Raw genomic sequence first — 17,978 nt, forward strand, 5'->3', positions numbered from 1 at the left:
CGGCGGGCCTCGGCCTCGGCCGGTTCCCGCCGCCGCTCGGCTCCGGGCCCCGGCCGCAACTCGCGCCCTCCCAGCCGCGGGCCCGCCGCCAGGCGACCGGCGGGAATGCGCCAGCGGGGCGTTGCGGGCCTGGCGGCACCGGCCCGGCGCGGGCTTGACTTCGCGGTCATGAGACGACACACGATCGCGGGCGCGCTCGGCGCCCTCGTGCTCGCCGCGACCGCGCTGACCGGCGCGGGTCCGGCCGCCGCCGCGCCGGATGCCGCCACCCCGGCCGCCGCCGCACCGGCCACCCCGGCTCCGGTGGCCCGGGCGGCCGCCACCCCGCCCGCCGAGTTCGGCAGCGACTGGCACGATCCGCTCACCGCCGCCCCGCCCGTCGCGAAACCGGCCACGCGCTCCTGCGAAGTCACCCTCGTCGAGGCCCAGTTCCGCGACTTCACGCCGTACCGGGGGAGTTACGCGCCCCCCGCCGGCTGCGGCGCCTCCTGGAGCAAGGTGGTGCTCCGCCTCGACGGCAAGGTCAAGGGGCGCCAGTTCGACCGGCTCGGCCATCTCTCCGTCGGCGGCGTCGAGATCCTGCGCACCTCCACCCCCGAGCCCTCGCCCGACGGCATCGCCTGGTCCGTGGAGAAGGACGTCACCCGCTACAGCCCCACCCTGCGCGCCGCGCAGCCGGTCGAGATGCTCATCGGCAACGTCGTCGACGACACCTACACCGGGGTCATCGACGTCAAGGTGACGCTCACCTTCTACGCCGCCGAGCACGGCCGGGGCCGCCCGGCCGCCGAGGTCCCCGACCGGGTCCTCCCGCTCACCTCCCCGACGCTGACCACCCCGCGCAACACCGAGCGGATCCTGGCCGAGGTCTACGCCACCGGATCGGGCGGCGGCTGCGAGGAATTCTGGTACCTGGCCACCCCGGACGCCGCCCCGTACTCCTGCAAGGCGGCCGAAGGGCCCTACCGCGAGATCCGCATCGCCGTGGACGGCCAACTCGCGGGCATCGCGGCCCCGTTCCCCACCGTGTGGACCGGCGGCTGGTCGAACCCCTTCCTCTGGTACGTCACCCCCGCGCCCCGCGCCTTCGACGTGCAGCCCGTCGTCTACGACCTCACCCCCTTCGCCGGCCTCCTCAACGACGGCCGCGCGCACCGCGTGGAGGTCTCCGTCGCCGGAGTGCCCGCCGGGCAGAGCGGCTGGAGCACGCCCGCGAACGTGCTGCTCTGGCAGGACCCGGGCCGCCAGGTCGTCACCGGCGCGCTGACCCGTAGCGAGCAGAGCGAACCGGCCAACTCCAGCGTCTACACGCCGGGTCCGCAGCACCGCGTCGACACCACGGCCGGACACCGGCTCACCGTCAGCGGATACCTGAACACCTCGCACGGCCGCGTCACGACCACCATCAGCCGCACCCTGGCCAACACCTCCGTCCACCGCTGGACCGACGGGGAGAACCAGGACGCCCTCGTCGCCGACTGGTCGGACGACGAGAGCGTCACCAGCGGCCGCACCACCACCAGCACCCGGCGCGCCTACGGCATGAACGGCGAGACCACCCTCGGCGCCGACGGGCGGCTGCGCACCGTCATCTCCCTCGGCGACCGGGCCGACACGGCCGCCGTGCGCGACGACGCCGCCCGGCTGTCCTGGTCCCGGCTGGACGACCGCTACACCGGCGACGCCTCCTACACGGCCGGCGTGCCGCGCGAACAGCGCCACGCGGTCGGCACCAGCAGCGAGCGCTACCGGCTCACCGGTTCCGGCGGCTGCTACGACCGCACGGTGACCAGCGTCCAGGGGACCCTCACCCAGGACCTGCGCCGCTGCTGACCCGCCACCGCGGGCCCGGGCCGCCTCCCCGCGCCCGGGTCCGCCTCCCCACGCGGGGGAGGCGCCGGGCGGCCGTGACATTCGTACCGCCCGGGTGCGTACGGGCGGCTCTGCCGCCGGGGCGGCCCCGGTCCCTACGGTGGGGGGCATGACGACGACAGCCCCGCCCGCCACCGACTGCGAACGCGGCCCGATGGGCGCGCCGAACGGCTTCACCCTGCTGCCCTGGCTGCTCATGGGCATGGGCGCGGTGTCCAACCTCTTCCAGGGGCGGACACCGCAGCCGTGGATCGGCGCCCTGGGCGTGCTGGTGTTCAACTCCCTCTACATCAGCGTGGTGTTCCGCGCCTTCGTCCCCCGCAAACGGGAGGCCTTGAGCACCCGGATCAGCCTGGCCGCGCTGGGCGCGGTGACCCTCGCCCTGGCCCTCGCCTACGGCGGCAACTGGCTGCTCTTCTTCCCGCTGCTGGGTCTGGCCACCGGGGCGGTGGTCCGCGGCCGCCGCGTCACCCCGGTGATGCTCGGCCTCAGCCTGGTGGCCGGCGCGGTCGCCTGGCGGCACGAGGGGTGGGGCGGGGTCAGCGGCATCCTCTACGGCACCTTCCTCTCCGGGATGGTGACCGCCGCGATCCTCGCCCTGTCCGAGACCGTGGCCGAGCTGCGCGAGACCCGGCAGGAGCTGGCGCGCGGCGCGGTGGAGCAGGAGCGGCTGCGCTTCTCCCGGGACCTGCACGACCTGCTCGGGCACACCCTGTCGGTGATCGTGGTGAAGTCCGAGGCGGCCCGCCGGATCGCCCCGCGCGACATGGACGCGGCCGTGGCGCAGATCGTGGACATCGAGTCGATCGGACGGCAGGCGCTCGTGGAGATCCGGGAGGCCGTCACCGGTTACCGCGAGTCGAGCCTGGCGGAGGAGCTGGACCGGGCCCGCGCCGCGCTCACCGCGGCCGGGATCGAGCCCGCCGTCCACCGGTCCGGGCCGCCGCTGACCCCGCGGGCCGAGGCCCTGCTGGGCTGGGTGGTCCGCGAGTCGGTCACCAACGCGGTCCGGCACAGCGGCGCGGCGCACTGCTCGATCGAGGTGACCGGCGGCGCGGAACGGGCCCGCGTGGTGATCGCGGACGACGGGGGCGGCGTAGGCTCGGCGGCGCCCGGCAGCGGGCTCACCGGACTGGCCGAGCGCCTCGCGGCGGCGGGCGGGACCCTGCGCAGCGGTCCGCAGCCGCGCGGGGGGTTCCGGGTCGTCGCCGAACTCCCGGTCGACGAGAGCACGGGCTGAGGAGGACGCGATGATCAAGGTCTTGCTGGCCGAGGACCAGGGGATGATGCGGGGCGCCCTGGCGCTGCTGCTCGGGCTGGAGGAGGACATCGAGGTCGTGGCCCAGGTCGCGGCCGGTAACGAGATCCTGCCCGCGGCCCTGGCCGCCCGGCCCGACGTGGCCCTCCTCGACATCGAACTCCCCGGTCTCAGCGGCCTCGACGCCGCCGCCGAACTGCGCACCCGCTGCCCCGGCACCCGGGTGCTGATCCTGACCACCTTCGCCCGCCCCGGCTACCTGCGCCGGGCGATGGAGGCGGGGGCCGGCGGCTTCCTCGTCAAGGACGGCCCCGTGGAGGAGCTGGCCGCCGCGATCCGGCGGGTGCTGGCGGGGGAGACGGTCGTCGACCCCGCGCTCGCCGCGGCCGCCCTGAGCGCGGGCCCGAACCCGCTGACTCCGCGCGAACGCGACGTCCTGACCGCGGCCGCCGACGGCGCGACCGTCTCCGACATCGCGGCGAGGCTGCACCTGTCGGAGTCGACGGTGCGCAACTACCTGTCCGCGGCCATCGGAAAGACCGGCACCCGCAACCGCATGGAAGCCGTCCGCGCCGCCCGCCGCCAGGGCTGGCTGTAACTACCCTGCCGCGACCGCGGTTCAGGCGCCGAACGAGCCGTGACGGCCCGCGCCCCCGGTGAAGCGGGCCGCGCCGGCGAGGGTTTCGCCGGTGGTCAGCGGAACGAGGCCGTGGCGGAACTCCCCGGCGAGGGCTTCCGGTTCGGGAAGGCCGTGCTGCTCCAGCACCGACAGCCGGTCGTGCCGCAGGCACAGCTGCGGGAACGCGGCGATCTCGCGGGCGAGGGATTCCGCCGCCTCGCGTGAACGGCCCGCCGGAACCAGGCGGTTGACGAGCCCGATGGCGTGCGCCTCGGCCGCCGGTACGGCGCGTCCGGTGAGGATCAGGTCCATCGCCCGGCTCTCGCCGATCAGCCGGGGGAGGCGGACCGTACCGCCGTCGATCAGGGGCACGCCCCAGCGGCGGCAGAACACGCCGAAGACCGCGTCCTCCTCGGCGACCCGCAGGTCCGCCCAGAGGGCCAGTTCCAGCCCGCCCGCCACCGCGTGCCCGGCGACCGCCGCGATCACGGGCTTGCTCAGCCGCATCCGAGTGGGACCCATCGGTCCGTCCCCCTCGGCCTCGGCCCGGTTGCCGCGTCCGGTGCCGATGGCCTTGAGGTCGGCGCCCGCGCAGAAGGTACCGCCCTCGCCCCACAGCACCGCGACCGCGGCGTCCGGATCCGCCTCGAAGGTGCGGAAGGCCGCGGCCAGCCGCTCGGCGGTGGGCCCGTCCACGGCGTTGCGGGCCCCGGGCCGCGAGAGGACCACCGTGAAGACGGGCCCGTCGCGTTCGATCCGTACCGCTGCGTTCGCGTCCTCCACCGTGCACCCCTTTGGCTCAGCCGCCCGAAGGGGCCCATTGTGCCGAGTCCGGCGCGGACCGCGGTACGGGCCCGCCCGCCGGACGCAGGCCGAGCGCCAGGCCGACGAGCACCACCGCCAGCCCGGCCCACACGGCCGCTCCCGGCGGGCCGCCGCCCGTGACCGCGCCGCCGGCCGCGGCCGCGAGCGGGGCCACGCCGGTCAGCAACCCGGCCCGTCCGGCGCCGACGGCGGCCACCGTCGAGTACCAGAGCACGAAGGCCGCGGCCGTGACCAGCAGGGCCAGGTACCCGACGGCCGCCCACTGCCGGGGTCCCAGGGCGGCCGCGGAGGACGCCGGTTCCGTGGCCGCCGCGAGGACCAGGAACATCACCGCGCCGAGCCACACCGAGTGCACGGACACGCCCCATGCGCCGTGCCGCCGCAGCACCGGCACCGCCAGCAGGGTGAACCCGGCCTCGCAGGCCAGCGCGAGCGCCGCCCACGCCACTCCGGCCGCGTCGGTCCGCCCCGTCCCCTCCACGAGCACCGCTCCCGCCACCACGACCGGCGCGGCCAACAGGACCCGGCGGCTCGGCCGTTGGCGTTCCAGCACCGGACCGATCACCCCGAGGAGGACGGGTACGCAGGCCACCGCCACGGCGATGACGGCGGGTTCCGCGTGCGCGACCCCGCGCACGACGGCGATGTTGAACACGACCAGCCCGGTGGCCGCGATCCCGGCCAGCCACAGCCACTCCCGCCCGCGCGGCCGCACCAGCCGCACCCCGGCCGCCCGCGCCAGCGCCAGCAGGATCAGGGAGGCGGCGGCGTAGCGGACGGCCTGGGCGGTGAAGAGGGGCGCGTCGGTGAGTGTGGCGGAGACGTTGACGCTGGTGCCGACCAGCGCCATGCCGAGCACGCCCGGGCCGAGCGAGCGGACGGCGGAGCGGGCGCCGGCAGGAGGACCGGTGGGGGAAGGGAGGACGGCCGGGGCCGGGCGGGAGGTGGTGGTCATGGTGTCCACTGTGTGCCGACAATGGACCCATGAGCAGGTCCAAAGACACCGAGATCCAGAGGTCCAAAACCGGGGACGCAGACCCGGTGGCGCCCCTGGGCTCCGTTCCCTCGGCCTCATCCGCTCCCTCCTTCCCCTCCGTCCCCTCCGCCCTCGGCTCCGACTTCCTCCAGCTCGACATCGGCCAGGCGCCGCCGGGCGGCCGCACCGCATGGCTGGCCGACCGTCTCCGCGCGGCGATCGCGGACGGCCGCCTGCCCGTGGGCAGCCGCCTCCCGGCGAGCCGGGTGCTGGCCGAGGAGCTGCGCGTCGCGCGCGGCGTCGTGACCGAGGCCTACCAGCGCCTCGCCGAGGCCGGTCAGGTGGCGGGCCGGGGCCGCCTCGGCACCACGGTCGTGGCCGCCCCGCCGCCGCCCGGATCCGCGCCGGGCACGGCCGCCGCCGAGGCCCGGGGGCAGGCACCGGGCGCGGCGGCGCGGGCCCTGTTCGGCTCCGGGGCGCGGGCGGGGGCGGTCGACGCGCTCCGGGCCGCCCCCTGCCGGATCGACCTCTCGCCCGGCGTCCCCGACCTCGCGGCCTTCCCGCGCGCCGCCTGGCTGCGGGCCGAGCGCGCCGTCCTGGGAAGCCTGCCGCCGTCCGGCTTCGGCTACGGGGATGCCCGGGGCGCCCCGGCCCTGCGGACCGCGGTCGCCGACTGGCTCGCCCGCAGCCGGGGGATCAGGGCCGACCCCGGCGAGGTGGTCGTCGTAGCGGGGGTGGCCCAGGCGCTGGGCCTGCTCGGGGCCGTGCTCCGGGCGCGGGCGGTGGACCGGATCGCCGTGGAGGACCCCGGCTCGCTCGGGACCCGGCAGCAACTGGAGTACGGCGGGCTCACCACCGTCCCCGTGCCGGTGGACGAGGGCGGCCTGCGCGTGGACGCCCTGCGGGCCACCGGCGCGAAGGCGGTCCTGCTGACCCCGGCCCACCAGTTCCCGACCGGGGTGGTGCTGGACGGCGAGCGCCGCCGTGCCCTGCTGGGCTGGGCCGCCGAGGAGGACGGGCTGATCATCGAGGACGACTACGACGCCGAGCACCGCTACGACCGCGCCCCCGTCCCCGCGCTGCGCTCGCTGCTGGCCGAACGGGTCTGCTACGCGGGCAGCGTCTCCAAGCTCCTCGCCCCCGCGCTCCGGGTGGGCTGGCTCCTCGTCCCGCCGCGCCTCCACGAGGCCGTCGTCACCGCCAAGCGCAACGCCGACCTCGGCAACGCGGTCCTTCCCCAGCTCGTCCTGGCCCACCTCATGGCGTCGGGGGAGCTGGAACGCCACCTGCGGTTCGTCCGCCGGCGCCACCGCGCGCGCCGTGACGCGATGCTGCGGGCCATCGGCGCGCACCTGCCGGGGGCGCGGGTGCACGGCGCCGCGGCCGGACTGCACCTGACGGTCACCTTCGGGGGTCCGGGCGCGCCCCGGGGAGGGGGCGGCGCCGACGTCCGGTTCTCGGACACCGACCTCGCCGCCGCCGCGCTGGACGCGGGGGTCAAGGCGCATCCGCTGTCCTGGCACCGGCTGCTGCCCGGTCCGCCCGGTCTGGTGCTGGGCTACGCGGCGGGCCCCGCGAGCGAGATCGAGGAGGGGATCGCCGTACTGGGGACCGCCCTGCGCCGCGTCGCCTCACCCGGCTCCTGACCGCCGCCGGGAGCTGCCTCGTACCCCTGCAGCCTGCGACGGAAGACCCGGGAAAAGTTTTTCGCGCACCCCGGCAACCTCGGCGGGGGTCGCGCGTCGTGCGGGGGTGAAGGGCGAAATTCCGCGCCCTCCGTCCGACCGTGGAGAACCACCTTGAAGATCGTCAAGCACGCTTCCGGCTCCGCCGCACGTCCCCTCGCCCCGGCCGTGCGCCGCGCGGCCCTCGCCGTCGCCGCCGCGGGGGCTCTGGTTTCCCTGGCCGCCCCCGCGTACGCCGCCGGTGTGGCCACGCCCTCGTCCAGCGCTGCGCCGAGCGTCGCCCCGAGCGCCGGCGCGGGCGCCGGTTCCACCGCCACCCCGAGCAGCTCCCCCAGCGTCCGTCCGAGCGGCCCGGCCACCCCCGGCCCCGCGGAGCCCAGCTCCTCCCCGTCGGTGGCGGTCCCGGGCTCCGCTCCGTCCGCTTCCGCCGGCGTGCAGCAGCCCTCCGCCGCACCCTCCGCGCCCACCGCTCCGGAGCTCGCGCATACTGGCGGGAACCCGGCCACCATCGCCCTGGGCGCGGGCGCCGCGGCGCTGCTCATCGCGGGCGGCGGCACCCTGTACGCCGTACGGCGCCGCGCCGGCCACTGACGTGCTCCACCCGAGGAACGCCCTGCTCATGCCGTACCCCGCCGCGCTGCGGCCCGCACCACACGTACGCCTCGTCCTGCCCGGCTCCGGCCGGGCGGGGCGGGGCGCCCGCTTCCTGCGCGCCCTGCGTGCCCTGCGCGGGCCGGCCGGGTGGCTCGTCCGCGACGAGGCCGGCCGGGGGCGGGCGGTGGCGGGCCGGGCCCGCCCGCCGAGGGCGTCCGCGGGTGCCTACGCGGCCCCGTTCGCCGACGGGTTCACCGGCGCCGACGGCGATGCCTTCGAGCGGCCGCCCACGGTCACCGAGCTGTACCACGCGCACCGGCTGCGGATGGTCCGCCTGGCCGTGCTCCTCGTGGACGATCCGGCCACCGCCGAGGACGTGGTCCAGGACGCCTTCACGGCCCTGTACCGGCGCCACGGCGAGCACATCACCGAGATAGACAACGCCCTCGGCTACCTCCGGACGGCCGTGGTCAACACGGCCCGTTCCGTACTGCGGCGCCGGCGCACGGTCCGCGCCTGGACCCCGCCGGCCGAGGCCGACGTACCGTCCGCAGAGGAGTACGTGGTCCTCGACGAGGAACACCGCGAAGTACTGGCCGCCCTCGGCCACTTGACCCCGCGCCGCCGCGAGGTGCTCGTGCTGCGGTACTGGGCCGACCTGAGCGAGGCGGAGATAGCAGCCACCCTCGGGATCAGCCGGGGCGCGGTGAAGTCGACCGCGAGCCGCGCCCTGGACGCGCTGGAGCGCATCCTGGAAGGCCGGATATGACCACCCCCACCCCGTTCCCCCTGCCCCGGGCCTCCACCCCCGCCGGCTCCGACGGCTCCGGCCGCACCGACGGCGCGGCGTTCCGCGACGGCGCGTCGGGCAACGGCGCGTTCGAGAGCGGTGCGTTCGACGGCGGCGCGTTCGACGCGGGCACCGCCCGTCCCGCCACCGGCGCCGGCCGCCCCGGCCACGCCTTCGCCCCCGGCCCCGCCGCCCGAACGAGCGGACCGTACGGGATCGTGCCCGGCTCCGACTCCGGCTCCGGCGGCTTCGGCGGCGGTGGGGACGACGGGGACGGAGGAGAGGGCCGGGACGGCGAGCGGCCCGTCGAGCGGCGGCTGCGGGCGGCGCTGTCGGCGCGCGCCGAGCAGGTCACCGTGCGCGGGCTGCGGCCCGCCGATCCCCCCGGCCCGCACCTGCGGCGGCTGCCGTCCCTGCCGCTGCGCCGGTTCGCGCTGCCGCTGGCCGGGCTGGCCGCGGCCGCGGCGGTCGCGGTCGGGTACGTCGCCCTCGCGCCCGATCAGAGCCCGCGTCCCGTGCCCCCCGCGTCCCCGCCCCCGCTGCCCGCGTCACCGCGGCCGACCCCTTCGCCCGAAGGGGTGGAGCGGTCCCCGGAGCCCTCGGTCGCCCCCTCGGCGAGTCCGTCCGCCGGCGCGTCCACCGCGGCGCCCCGGACCCCGTCGGCCTCCCGGAGCACCCCGTCGAACCAGCCGTCCCGCCCGCCCGCCACGGCCGGCGGCCCCGGATCGGTCCCCTCCGGCTCCGGTTCCCCCACCCCGCAGGGCTCCACGTCCCCGAGTCTCAGCGCGCCGCCGGGCCGGTGACGGCCGCGACCAGCGGCGCGAGGTCCGGGTGCGCGGCGGCCGCGTCCAGGGCCTCGCGCAGCGCGGTGTCATTCGTCGGCCGGGCGGCCGCCAGCAGGGCCAGCCCCGCCTCGGTGACGTCGGTGTAGATGCCCCGGCGGTCCGTGTCGCAGAGGTAGCGGCTGAGCAGTCCGCGGTCTTCGAGGCGGGTGACCAGGCGCGTGGTCGCGCTCTGGCTGAGCACCACCGAGTCGGCGACCTGGTGCATGCGCAGGTGCCCGCCGGGCCCGTTGTGCTGGCGGCTGAGGACGTCGAGGAGCGAGTACTCGCGGACGCTGAGCCCGTGGCCCGCCTGGAGGGCCCGTTCGATGTGGGTCTCGATCCTGCCGTGCAGCAGGGAGAGGGCGCACCAGCCCTGGGAGAGGGCGGTCGGGGCGCCGTCCGTGGCGGTCATGGGTCCTCCTCGCGTCACGCGCGGGACACGCGCACCCCTTCAGGATAGGACACATCCGCGATAGCCCGCGCTTGCAACTATCCCGCGTGTGCAATTAATGTGGACGCTCGTAAGGCGCTGCGGCAACGGCTTCGTCCCGGGCTCCCCGGGTGGCTGCGTGCCGCGCCTCCCCCCACACACAGTGCACCGCCGAAGGGTTTCTCCTCATGCCACTCGCCCTGCTCGCCCTCGCCATCGGGGCCTTCGGGATCGGCACCACCGAGTTCGTGATCATGGGCCTGCTGCCCGAGGTCGCCGCCGGTTACGGCGTCTCGATCCCCACCGCCGGATTCCTGGTCACCGGGTACGCCCTCGGGGTCGTCCTCGGCGCGCCGCTGATGACCGTCCTCGGCACCCGCGTGCCCCGCAAGCGCATGCTGATGCTGCTCATGGGCCTCTTCGTCGCGGGCAACCTGCTCTCCGCCCTCGCTCCCGCCTTCGGGGTCATGCTCGCCGGCCGGGTGCTCGCCTCCCTCGCCCACGGCGCGTTCTTCGGCATCGGCGCCGTCGTCGCCGCGGAACTGGTCGCCCCGGAGAAGAAGGCGGGCGCGATCGCGATGATGTTCACCGGGCTCACCGTCGCCAACGTCGTCGGCGTCCCGCTCGGCACCCTGGTCGGCCAGCACCTCGGCTGGCGGGTCACCTTCGTCATCGTGGCCGGTCTCGGCGTCCTCGGCCTGCTGGGGATCGCCCGGCTCGTCCCCGACCTGCCGCGCCCCGAGGGCGTCCGGTTGCGGCACGAGCTGGCCGCCTTCCGCAACGTCCAGGTGCTGCTCGCCATGGCGATGACCGTGCTCGGCTTCGGCGGGGTCTTCGCCGCGATCACCTACATCACCCCGATGATGACGCACGTCGCGGGCTACGCCGACACCTCCGTCACCTGGCTGCTCGTCCTCTTCGGGCTCGGCATGGTGGGCGGGAACCTGCTCGGCGGCCGGTTCGCCGACCGCCGCCTGATGCCGATGCTCTACGCGACGCTGGGCGCGCTGGCGCTCGTCCTGGCCCTGTTCACCGTGACCGCCCACCACAAGGCCGCCGCCGCGCTCACCATCTTCCTGATCGGCGCCCTCGGCTTCGCCACGGTGCCGCCGCTCCAGAAGCGGGTGCTCGACCAGGCCGCGGGCGCCCCCACCCTGGCCTCCGCCGTGAACATCGGCGCCTTCAACCTCGGCAACGCCCTCGCCGCCTGGCTCGGCGGGCTCGTCATCGCGGGCGGCCTGGGCTGGACCGCCCCCAACTGGGTCGGCGCCGCCCTCGCCGCCTCCGCGCTGGTCCTCGCCCTCGTCTCCGGCGCCCTGGAGCGGCGCACCGCCCGGGCCGGCCGGCTGGTCGCGGCGGGCGGCGCCGCCGGCGAGCGCGAGGAAGCACCGCTCCGAGTCGCGTAGTGCGCCGCCCGGTGGGAGCTTGGTGGGGGATGTGAGGTGACCATGGGGCGAACCGGGAAGATACGCACCGCCGCGACGGCCGTGGCCGTCGCGGCGGCCACGCTCGCGGCCGGAGGCTGTACGTCGGCCCCCGCGAGCGGCCGTACGGACGGCCCCGCGGCCGCCAGCTCACCGGCCGTCCCGGGCAGCCCCGACCCGTCGGCGTCCAGCGCCCGCGCCCCCTCACCGAGCCGCAGCTACCCCCTGTCCACCGCGCCGCGGACGATCCCGGCCGTCCGCACCTTCGAAGCGGCGCGCGGCCCCGGCTGGAAGCCCGCCCCGCAGGCACGGGTCGTCGTCGCCCGCGCCGACGCGGCCGCCCTCGGCGACGAGGGGAAGATGCTCGCCCGCGACCTGGAGCTGGGCTACGCCGAGGACGGCGGCCCGCTCCGGCCCGGCGACGTGGAACTCGCTCTCGACAAGGCCCCCGCGAGCGGCGCCAAGGCCGCCCCGGAGTCCTACACCCTCACGGTGCGGGGCGGCGGCGTCCGCATCACCGGGCCCGACGACGCCGGGGTCTTCTACGGCACGCGCACCCTCGAACAGGCCGTCCGCGGCGCCGGATCCATCGGCGAGGGAACGGTCAAGGACGCGCCGGACCGCCCGCAGCGCGGCCTGAACCTCGACATAGCCCGCAAGAACTTCACCGCGCCGTGGATCGAGGACCGGCTGCGCGAGATGGCCGACCTCAAGCTCAACCAGCTGGGCCTGCACTTCTCCGACGACCAGGCCTTCCGCATCGCTTCCGTCAGCCACCCCGAGATCGTCTCCGACCCGCACCTCAGCCAGGCCGAGGTGCGCGCCATCGTGGCCCTCGCCCGGAGCCTGCACATCGAGGTCGTCCCCGAGATCGACTCGCCCGGACACCTGGGCGCCGTCCTGCGCGCCCACCCCGCCCTCCAGCTGCGCGACGCGGCCGGGCGGGCCGTCAAGGGCGCCGTGGACATCTCCGACCCGGCGTCCGCGCGGCTCGTCGACGAACTGCTGCGCGAATACCTGCCGCTCTTCCCCGGCGCGCGCTGGCACGTCGGCGCCGACGAGTACCAGGCGCTGGTCGTCAAGGACCCGCAGGCCTCCTTCCCGCAGCTCGCGGCGGCCGCCCGGAATCGGTACGGCGCCGGGGCGCGCGTCTTCGACCTGGCCACCGGCTGGCTGAACGACCGCGCGGCCGTGGTCCGCGCCGCCGGCCGGCAGCCCAAGGCGTGGAACGACGGCTTCTTCACCGGGGGCGCGGCCACCGCCGCGCGGGACGTCGAGGTGGAGTACTGGACGGGCAAGGAGATCGGCGCCCGCCCGCCCCTGGAGTACCTGCGCGAGGGCCGGCCCGTGGTCAACCTCAACGACGAGTACCTGTACTACGTCCTCGGCGAGCCCAACGACTTCACCTACCCGACCGGCCGGCGGATCTACGAACAGTGGACCCCGCTCGTGCTGCGCGGCACCGAGGCCGTGCCCGCCCGCTACGCCGACCGGATCCTGGGCGCCCGGCTCGCCGTCTGGTGCGACCTGGCCGGATCGCAGACCCAGGCGCAGGTCGCCGCCGGGATCCGGCTGCCGCTGGCCGCCCTCGCCCAGAAGGTCTGGGACCCGCGGCCGCCCGGGCCGACGTGGAGTCAGTTCACCGCGCTGGCCGACCGCCTGAGGTGAAGCGGGATCCCGGGACCGGCCCGCGCGGCGTGCTCCGCCCGGGGTCCGCTCAGTAGGCGCCGTTGACGTTGTCGATCGAACCGTAGCGGGCGGCCGCGTAGTTGCAGGCGGCGGTGATGTTCGCGACCGGGTCGTAGGAGTCGGACGACGTGCCGGGCACGTGGTAGGCCCTGAAGGTGGGGTCGATGACCTGGAGGAGGCCCTTCGAGGGAATGCCCGCGGCCGCGTTGGAGTCCCAGTTGTTGATGGCGAGCGGGTTGCCCGAGGACTCGCGCAGCACGTTGCGGTGAATTCCGTCGTAGGTTCCGGGAATTCCGTGCTGGGCCATGATCTCCAGCGACTGGCGGATCCACCCGTCGAGGTTGTTGGCGTACAGGGTGGTGGGCCGTGCGGAACGGTCGGCGCGGGCGGGCGCGGCCGTGGTATTGCGCTTGGCGACCAGGGTCGTGGCGGTGGCCTTGGCCGATCCCGAACTCGCCTTTGCGGCCCCGCCGATCGTCAGCTTGGTTCCCGGGCGGATGACGGACGGGTCGCTGCCGATCACCGAGCGGTTGTCCGCGTACAGCTTCTTCCAGCCGCCGCTCACGGAATGCGTTTGCGCGATCTTGGAAAGGGTGTCGCCGGGCACCACGGAATAGACCGTGGGCGCGGCGGCCTTCGTCGCGGCCGTGGAAGCGGTGGGCGCCTTGGCGGCCGCGGCCGGCTGAGCGGCCTCCGCCCCGGAGGCGCTGATCAGCGGGAGGGCGAGGGCGAAACCGCCGGTGCCCGCGACGGCGACCAGACGGGCCACCCGGCTGTTCTTGGGACGGCGGTGCTTGCCCGATGCGGACATGGCGCATTCCTCTCCGTCGCCTGCGAGGTGAGCTGTCGGGTTCGGACGGGAGCTGTCCGGCCGCACCGCGGCACGCGTGTTCCGGACATGCCTCGGGCATGACGAAGGCGTGCGTGCCGGTGGTGCGACTTCACCCCGAGCCGGTCCGGATTCATGATCCGGACCGGCGGCCTACCTGGTTCCCCCGCTCCTGCCGTACGTGAAGTGGGATGGGTTTCCGGGTGGCGGCAGGATTCGGCGTTCCACCTGGATTGCGGTGACCGTAAACGAAGAGGGAGGGCGGGAACAAGGGGCGAATTCCGCGTGGTGATCGTCTTATCGGTACCGGTCCGCGGAATGCGTCACACCCGTACGGGTCATGGATCCCGAATTTCATTGCTGGGCCCGGAATTGAGACTTCCGGATCTTTTATGGGTGGCGGCGGTCCGGCCTGTTCCGCGTGACTCACATCACCGCCGGAGCGCCCGTTCCGCATTCAAGGGCAAATCACCCCTAGCTGCCTCTAAAGGTGTTTCTCGCACCTCCACCGGCCGCGCCGCCTCCGGCAGTTCCGCGCACCCGGGCGGCGCTTCCGGCGTCCGCGGGACCCCGGCGTGCGGTTCCGGGGCGCCGTCGGCCGCCCGAAGTGTGCCGGTGGCCCCGACGGGAGGCTCCCGCCGTGTACGTTCGCAGCACGGGACGGATCACAGGAGAGCGGGGTATGACGTGACGCATCGCGTACGAGGGGTCATCGCACGGAGCAAGGGCGCGCCGGTGGAGACGACAACGATCCTCGTGCCCGACCCGGGGCCGGGCGAGGCGCTCGTCCAGGTCCAGGCCTGCGGGGTCTGCCACACCGACCTGCACTACCGGGAGGGCGGCATCAACGACGCCTTCCCCTTCCTCCTCGGCCACGAGGCCGCCGGAGTGGTGGAGGCCGTCGGCCCCGATGTCACCGGCGTCGCCCCTGGCGACTTCGTGATCCTCAACTGGCGCGCCGTGTGCGGCCGCTGCCGCGCCTGCAAGCGCGGGCGCCCCTGGTACTGCTTCGACACCCACAACGCCACCCAGTCCATGACCCTGGAGGACGGCACTCCGCTCTCCCCGGCGCTGGGCATCGGAGCCTTCGCCGAGAAGACCCTGGTCGCCGCCGGCCAGTGCACCAAGGTGGACCCGGCGGCCTCGGCCGCCGCCGCCGGACTGCTGGGCTGCGGGGTGATGGCGGGCCTCGGCGCGGCCCTCAACACCGGGAACGTCGGCCGCGGCGACTCGGTGGCCGTCATCGGCTGCGGCGGCGTGGGCAACGCGGCCGTCGCCGGGGCCCGGCTCGCCGGTGCGGGCCGGATCATCGCGGTGGACCTGGACGACCGCAAGCTGGAACAGGCCAGGGGGCTGGGCGCCACCCACACCGTCAACGGCCGTACCGAGGACGTGGTCAAGGCGGTCCAGGCGCTGACCGGCGGCAACGGAGCGGACGTGGTCATCGACGCCGTCGGCCGCCCCGAGACCTACCGGCAGGCGTTCTACGCCCGCGACCTGGCCGGCACCGTGGTGCTGGTCGGCGTCCCCACCCCGGAGATGGCCCTCGAACTCCCGCTGCTCGACGTCTTCGGCCGCGGCGGCGCCCTCAAGTCCTCCTGGTACGGGGACTGCCTGCCCGAGCGGGACTTCCCGCTGTTGATCGACCTCTACCTCCAGGGCCGCCTCGACCTCGACGCGTTCGTCTCCGAGACCATCGCGCTCGACGACGTGGAGGAAGCCTTCGCCCGCATGGAACGCGGCGAAGTCCTCCGCTCGGTCGTCCTCTTCTGACCACAAGCCCCGGGCCACCCCCCGGCCCGGGGCCCGCCGTCGGCCCAAGGCGCGCCACATCAGCCCCGCCGACGGACCACGGCGCCGCGATGTCAGCCCCGCCGGCGTTTGAGGCGCCGCCGGAGGCAGCACCGGGCCCGCACGGCCCGCACCGGAACCCACCGCACCGGAACCCACCGCACCCGACCCTTGGATCGTCCGTGACCCACAGCCACAGCCCCAGCTACCGCCAGCCCGGCGTAGTCCTGACCGACCACCGCTTCACGGTCCCGCTGGACCACGACCGCCCGGACGGCGAGCGCATCGAGCTGTACGCCCGCGAGGCCGTGGCGACGGGCAAGGACCCGGCCACGCTGCCCTGGCTGCTCTACCTGGAGGGCGGCCCCGGCTTCGGTGCCCGCCGCTTCACCGGCCGCCAGGCCTGGCTGGACCGGGCCCTGACCGAGTTCCGCGTCCTCCTCCTGGACCAGCGCGGCACCGGCCGTTCCACCCCCGCGAACCGCCAGACCCTCCCGCTGCGCGGCGGCCCCGCCGAACAGGCCGACTACCTCGCCCACTTCCGCGCCGACGCGATCGTCCGCGACTGCGAAGCCATCCGCCCCGCCCTCACCGGCGGCGCACCCTGGACCGTACTCGGCCAGAGCTTCGGCGGGTTCTGCGTCACCCACTACCTCGGCGCCGCGCCCGAGGGGCTCAGCGCCGCGCTGATCACCGGCGGCCTGCCGTCCCTCGACGCCACCGCCGACGAGGTCTATGCCACGGCGGTCCCGCGCGTCGAGCGCAAGAACCTGGCGCACTACGCCCGTTACCCGATGGACGTCGAACGCGCCCGCGCCATCGCCGCCCACCTCGCCGAGCACCCCACCGAACTCCCCGGCGGCCACCCGCTCACCCCCGAGGCCTTCCAGTCCCTGGGGATCCTCCTCGGCGGCGGTGACGGCAGCCACCAGCTGCACTACCTCCTGGAGGACGCCTTCGTCCCCACCCCCGCGGGACCCGCCCTCTCCGACGCCTTCCTGGACGGCGTCCGGCCGCTGCTGTCCTTCGCCGGGCACCCGCTGTACGCGCTCCTGCACGAGGCGATCTACGCCCAGGACCCGGCCGCCCCCACCGCCTGGGCCGCCGAACGGGTGCGCGCTGCGGACTCCCGCTTCGACGCCGCCAAGACCCTGGCCGGGGACGAGCCGCTCCTCTTCACCGGCGAGAGCATCCACCCCTGGCACTTCACCACGGACCCGGCCCTGGCCCCGCTCCGCGCGACCGCGGAGGCCCTCGCGGCCCGCACCGGCTGGCAGCCCCTCTACGACCCGGCGCGCCTCGCGGCGAACGAGGTGCCGGTGGCGGCGGCCGTCTACCACGACGACATGTACGTCGACACGGCCCACTCGCTGGCCACCGCCCGGGCCGTTCGCGGCCTGCGCACCTGGGTGACGGACGAGTTCGAGCACGACGGGGTCCGCGCGGGCGGCCCCCGGGTCCTGGACCGCCTGCTCGCCCTGGTCCGCGACGAGGTCTGAGCCGCCGGGCGACGGCGCGGCGGTCCACCCGGCCCGCCGTGCCGTCCCCGGGTATGGCAGGTCGGCGTCCGTCCGCCGGGCCCGTCGCCTATCGTGCGCCCCATGACCGATGCACCGAATCAGCTGGAACCGATGCCCACCGACTGGCAGCGCGCGCTGGCCGTCGTCGCCCATCCGGACGATCTGGAATACGGCGGGGCGGCCGCGGTCGCGGACTGGACGGACGGCGGCCGGGAGGTCGTCTACGTACTGGCCACGCGCGGCGAGGCGGGGATCGACGGGCTCGGACCCGCGCAGTGCGCCCCGCTGCGCGAGGCCGAGCAGCGCGCGAGCGCGGCCGTCGTCGGCGTGCGTTCCGTGGAGTTCCTGGACCACCGCGACGGAGTGATCGAGTACGGTCTCGGCCTGCGCCGCGACATCGCGGCCGCGATCCGCCGCCACCGCCCCGAACTGGTCGTCACGCTGAACCACCGGGACACCTGGGGCGGCGAGGGCGGCGGCGGGTACTGGAACACCCCCGACCACCGGGCGGTCGGCCGGGCCACCCTGGACGCCGCCGGTGACGCGGGCAACCGCTGGATCTTCCCCGAACTCCTCACCGAGCAGGGCCTGGAGCCCTGGAACGGGGTGCGCTGGGTGGCGGTGGCCGGCACCGCCACGCCCACGCACGCGGTGGACGCGGGCCCGGGCTTCGAGCGGTCGGTCGCGTCCCTGCTGGAGCACCGCGCGTACATCGAGGGCCTGACGGACGAGGACCCCGAGACCTACGTGCGCGGCTTCCTGACCGCGAACGCCGAGCGGGTGGCGCCCCGGTTCGGCGGCCGGCCCGCCGTGGCGTTCGAGGTCTTCCCGCGCTGACCCTTCCCCCGCCCT

The 17,978-nt window shown here is 75.6% G+C and carries 16 protein-coding genes and 1 riboswitch; of the genes, 12 read left to right on the forward strand and 4 right to left on the reverse strand.

Going from position 1 to position 17,978, the window contains the following annotated elements; translation table 11 throughout:
- Positions 1–225: 225 nt before the first annotated feature.
- The 3 genes from ABZY31_RS20725 (at position 226) to ABZY31_RS20735 (ending at position 3,728) form a co-directional block, all read left to right on the forward strand.
- Positions 226–1,833, forward strand: a complete 1,608-nt coding sequence (locus ABZY31_RS20725) for a peptide-N4-asparagine amidase (RefSeq protein WP_356412566.1) — start codon at positions 226–228, stop codon at positions 1,831–1,833.
- Between the two features lie 148 nt (positions 1,834–1,981).
- On the forward strand, positions 1,982–3,112 hold the full coding sequence (locus ABZY31_RS20730) for a sensor histidine kinase (protein ID WP_356412449.1): 1,131 nt from the start codon (positions 1,982–1,984) through the stop codon (positions 3,110–3,112).
- Positions 3,113–3,122: 10 nt separating this feature from the next.
- A complete protein-coding gene (locus ABZY31_RS20735; protein WP_356412451.1) occupies positions 3,123–3,728 on the forward strand; it encodes a response regulator transcription factor in 606 nt (201 codons plus the stop codon).
- A 21-nt stretch (positions 3,729–3,749) separates the two neighbouring features.
- On the opposite strand, the gene ABZY31_RS20740 is transcribed toward ABZY31_RS20735, so the two are convergent.
- Both ABZY31_RS20740 and ABZY31_RS20745 read right to left on the reverse strand, forming a co-directional pair.
- Positions 3,750–4,532, reverse strand: coding sequence for a crotonase/enoyl-CoA hydratase family protein (locus ABZY31_RS20740; protein WP_356412453.1), 783 nt, complete (start codon positions 4,530–4,532; stop codon positions 3,750–3,752).
- A gap of 16 nt (positions 4,533–4,548) precedes the next feature.
- A complete protein-coding gene (locus ABZY31_RS20745) occupies positions 4,549–5,529 on the reverse strand; it encodes an EamA family transporter (RefSeq protein ID WP_356412455.1) in 981 nt (326 codons plus the stop codon).
- Between the two features lie 29 nt (positions 5,530–5,558).
- On the opposite strand from ABZY31_RS20745, the gene ABZY31_RS20750 reads away from it, so the two are divergent.
- The 4 genes from ABZY31_RS20750 to ABZY31_RS20765 all read left to right on the forward strand — a co-directional run bounded on the left by ABZY31_RS20750 (position 5,559) and on the right by ABZY31_RS20765 (position 9,422).
- Positions 5,559–7,196, forward strand: a complete 1,638-nt coding sequence (locus tag ABZY31_RS20750) for a PLP-dependent aminotransferase family protein (RefSeq protein ID WP_356412457.1) — start codon at positions 5,559–5,561, stop codon at positions 7,194–7,196.
- Between the two features lie 153 nt (positions 7,197–7,349).
- Positions 7,350–7,826, forward strand: coding sequence for an LAETG motif-containing sortase-dependent surface protein (locus ABZY31_RS20755; protein ID WP_356412459.1), 477 nt, complete (start codon positions 7,350–7,352; stop codon positions 7,824–7,826).
- A 28-nt stretch (positions 7,827–7,854) separates the two neighbouring features.
- Positions 7,855–8,598, forward strand: coding sequence for a SigE family RNA polymerase sigma factor (locus tag ABZY31_RS20760; protein ID WP_356412461.1), 744 nt, complete (start codon positions 7,855–7,857; stop codon positions 8,596–8,598).
- Positions 8,595–9,422: a hypothetical protein gene (locus ABZY31_RS20765; RefSeq protein ID WP_356412463.1), complete on the forward strand. Its 828-nt coding sequence runs from the start codon at positions 8,595–8,597 to the stop codon at positions 9,420–9,422. The genes ABZY31_RS20760 and ABZY31_RS20765 overlap by 4 nt, the downstream gene beginning before the upstream one ends.
- On the opposite strand, the gene ABZY31_RS20770 is transcribed toward ABZY31_RS20765, so the two are convergent.
- Positions 9,400–9,855 (reverse strand): MarR family transcriptional regulator, encoded by a 456-nt coding sequence (locus ABZY31_RS20770; protein ID WP_356412465.1) that lies wholly within the window; start codon positions 9,853–9,855, stop codon positions 9,400–9,402. The genes ABZY31_RS20765 and ABZY31_RS20770 overlap by 23 nt on opposite strands.
- Before the next feature lie 206 nt (positions 9,856–10,061).
- On the opposite strand from ABZY31_RS20770, the gene ABZY31_RS20775 reads away from it, so the two are divergent.
- Together ABZY31_RS20775 and ABZY31_RS20780 are read left to right on the forward strand one after the other, a co-directional pair.
- A complete protein-coding gene (locus ABZY31_RS20775; RefSeq protein ID WP_356412467.1) occupies positions 10,062–11,279 on the forward strand; it encodes an MFS transporter in 1,218 nt (405 codons plus the stop codon).
- A 42-nt stretch (positions 11,280–11,321) separates the two neighbouring features.
- Positions 11,322–12,965 (forward strand): glycoside hydrolase family 20 protein, encoded by a 1,644-nt coding sequence (locus ABZY31_RS20780; protein WP_356412568.1) that lies wholly within the window; start codon positions 11,322–11,324, stop codon positions 12,963–12,965.
- Positions 12,966–13,014: 49 nt separating this feature from the next.
- On the opposite strand, the gene ABZY31_RS20785 is transcribed toward ABZY31_RS20780, so the two are convergent.
- Complete coding sequence (locus tag ABZY31_RS20785) at positions 13,015–13,797, reverse strand: LysM peptidoglycan-binding domain-containing protein (RefSeq protein WP_356412469.1); 783 nt, start codon at positions 13,795–13,797, stop codon at positions 13,015–13,017.
- A gap of 4 nt (positions 13,798–13,801) precedes the next feature.
- A riboswitch (cyclic di-AMP (ydaO/yuaA leader) is annotated at positions 13,802–14,047 on the reverse strand.
- Positions 14,048–14,502: 455 nt separating this feature from the next.
- Between ABZY31_RS20785 and ABZY31_RS20790 the strand changes: the two genes are divergently transcribed.
- The 3 genes from ABZY31_RS20790 (at position 14,503) to ABZY31_RS20800 (ending at position 17,963) form a co-directional block, all read left to right on the forward strand.
- Positions 14,503–15,588, forward strand: a complete 1,086-nt coding sequence (locus ABZY31_RS20790; protein WP_356412470.1) for an S-(hydroxymethyl)mycothiol dehydrogenase — start codon at positions 14,503–14,505, stop codon at positions 15,586–15,588.
- Between the two features lie 200 nt (positions 15,589–15,788).
- Positions 15,789–17,105, forward strand: coding sequence for an alpha/beta fold hydrolase (locus tag ABZY31_RS20795; RefSeq protein ID WP_356412472.1), 1,317 nt, complete (start codon positions 15,789–15,791; stop codon positions 17,103–17,105).
- Positions 17,106–17,207: 102 nt separating this feature from the next.
- A complete protein-coding gene (locus tag ABZY31_RS20800) occupies positions 17,208–17,963 on the forward strand; it encodes a PIG-L deacetylase family protein (protein WP_356412474.1) in 756 nt (251 codons plus the stop codon).
- Positions 17,964–17,978 lie beyond the last annotated feature (15 nt).

The sequence above is a fragment of the Streptomyces sp. NPDC006529 genome (genome assembly GCF_040611795.1).
Taxonomy (GTDB): Bacteria; Actinomycetota; Actinomycetes; order Streptomycetales; family Streptomycetaceae; genus Streptomyces.

Bases quoted from the DNA above. Each gene is read 5' to 3' on its own strand.
- ABZY31_RS20730 (WP_356412449.1), top strand. From the start codon at position 1,982: ATGACGACGACAGCCCCGCCCGCCACCGACTGCGAACGCGGCCCGATG.
- ABZY31_RS20735 (WP_356412451.1), top strand. From the start codon at position 3,123: ATGATCAAGGTCTTGCTGGCCGAGGACCAGGGGATGATGCGGGGCGCC.
- ABZY31_RS20745 (WP_356412455.1), bottom strand. From the start codon at position 5,529: ATGACCACCACCTCCCGCCCGGCCCCGGCCGTCCTCCCTTCCCCCACC.
- ABZY31_RS20750 (WP_356412457.1), top strand. From the start codon at position 5,559: ATGAGCAGGTCCAAAGACACCGAGATCCAGAGGTCCAAAACCGGGGAC.
- ABZY31_RS20760 (WP_356412461.1), top strand. From the start codon at position 7,855: ATGCCGTACCCCGCCGCGCTGCGGCCCGCACCACACGTACGCCTCGTC.
- ABZY31_RS20765 (WP_356412463.1), top strand. From the start codon at position 8,595: ATGACCACCCCCACCCCGTTCCCCCTGCCCCGGGCCTCCACCCCCGCC.
- ABZY31_RS20770 (WP_356412465.1), bottom strand. From the start codon at position 9,855: ATGACCGCCACGGACGGCGCCCCGACCGCCCTCTCCCAGGGCTGGTGC.
- ABZY31_RS20775 (WP_356412467.1), top strand. From the start codon at position 10,062: ATGCCACTCGCCCTGCTCGCCCTCGCCATCGGGGCCTTCGGGATCGGC.
- ABZY31_RS20780 (WP_356412568.1), top strand. From the start codon at position 11,322: ATGGGGCGAACCGGGAAGATACGCACCGCCGCGACGGCCGTGGCCGTC.
- ABZY31_RS20785 (WP_356412469.1), bottom strand. From the start codon at position 13,797: ATGTCCGCATCGGGCAAGCACCGCCGTCCCAAGAACAGCCGGGTGGCC.
- ABZY31_RS20800 (WP_356412474.1), top strand. From the start codon at position 17,208: ATGACCGATGCACCGAATCAGCTGGAACCGATGCCCACCGACTGGCAG.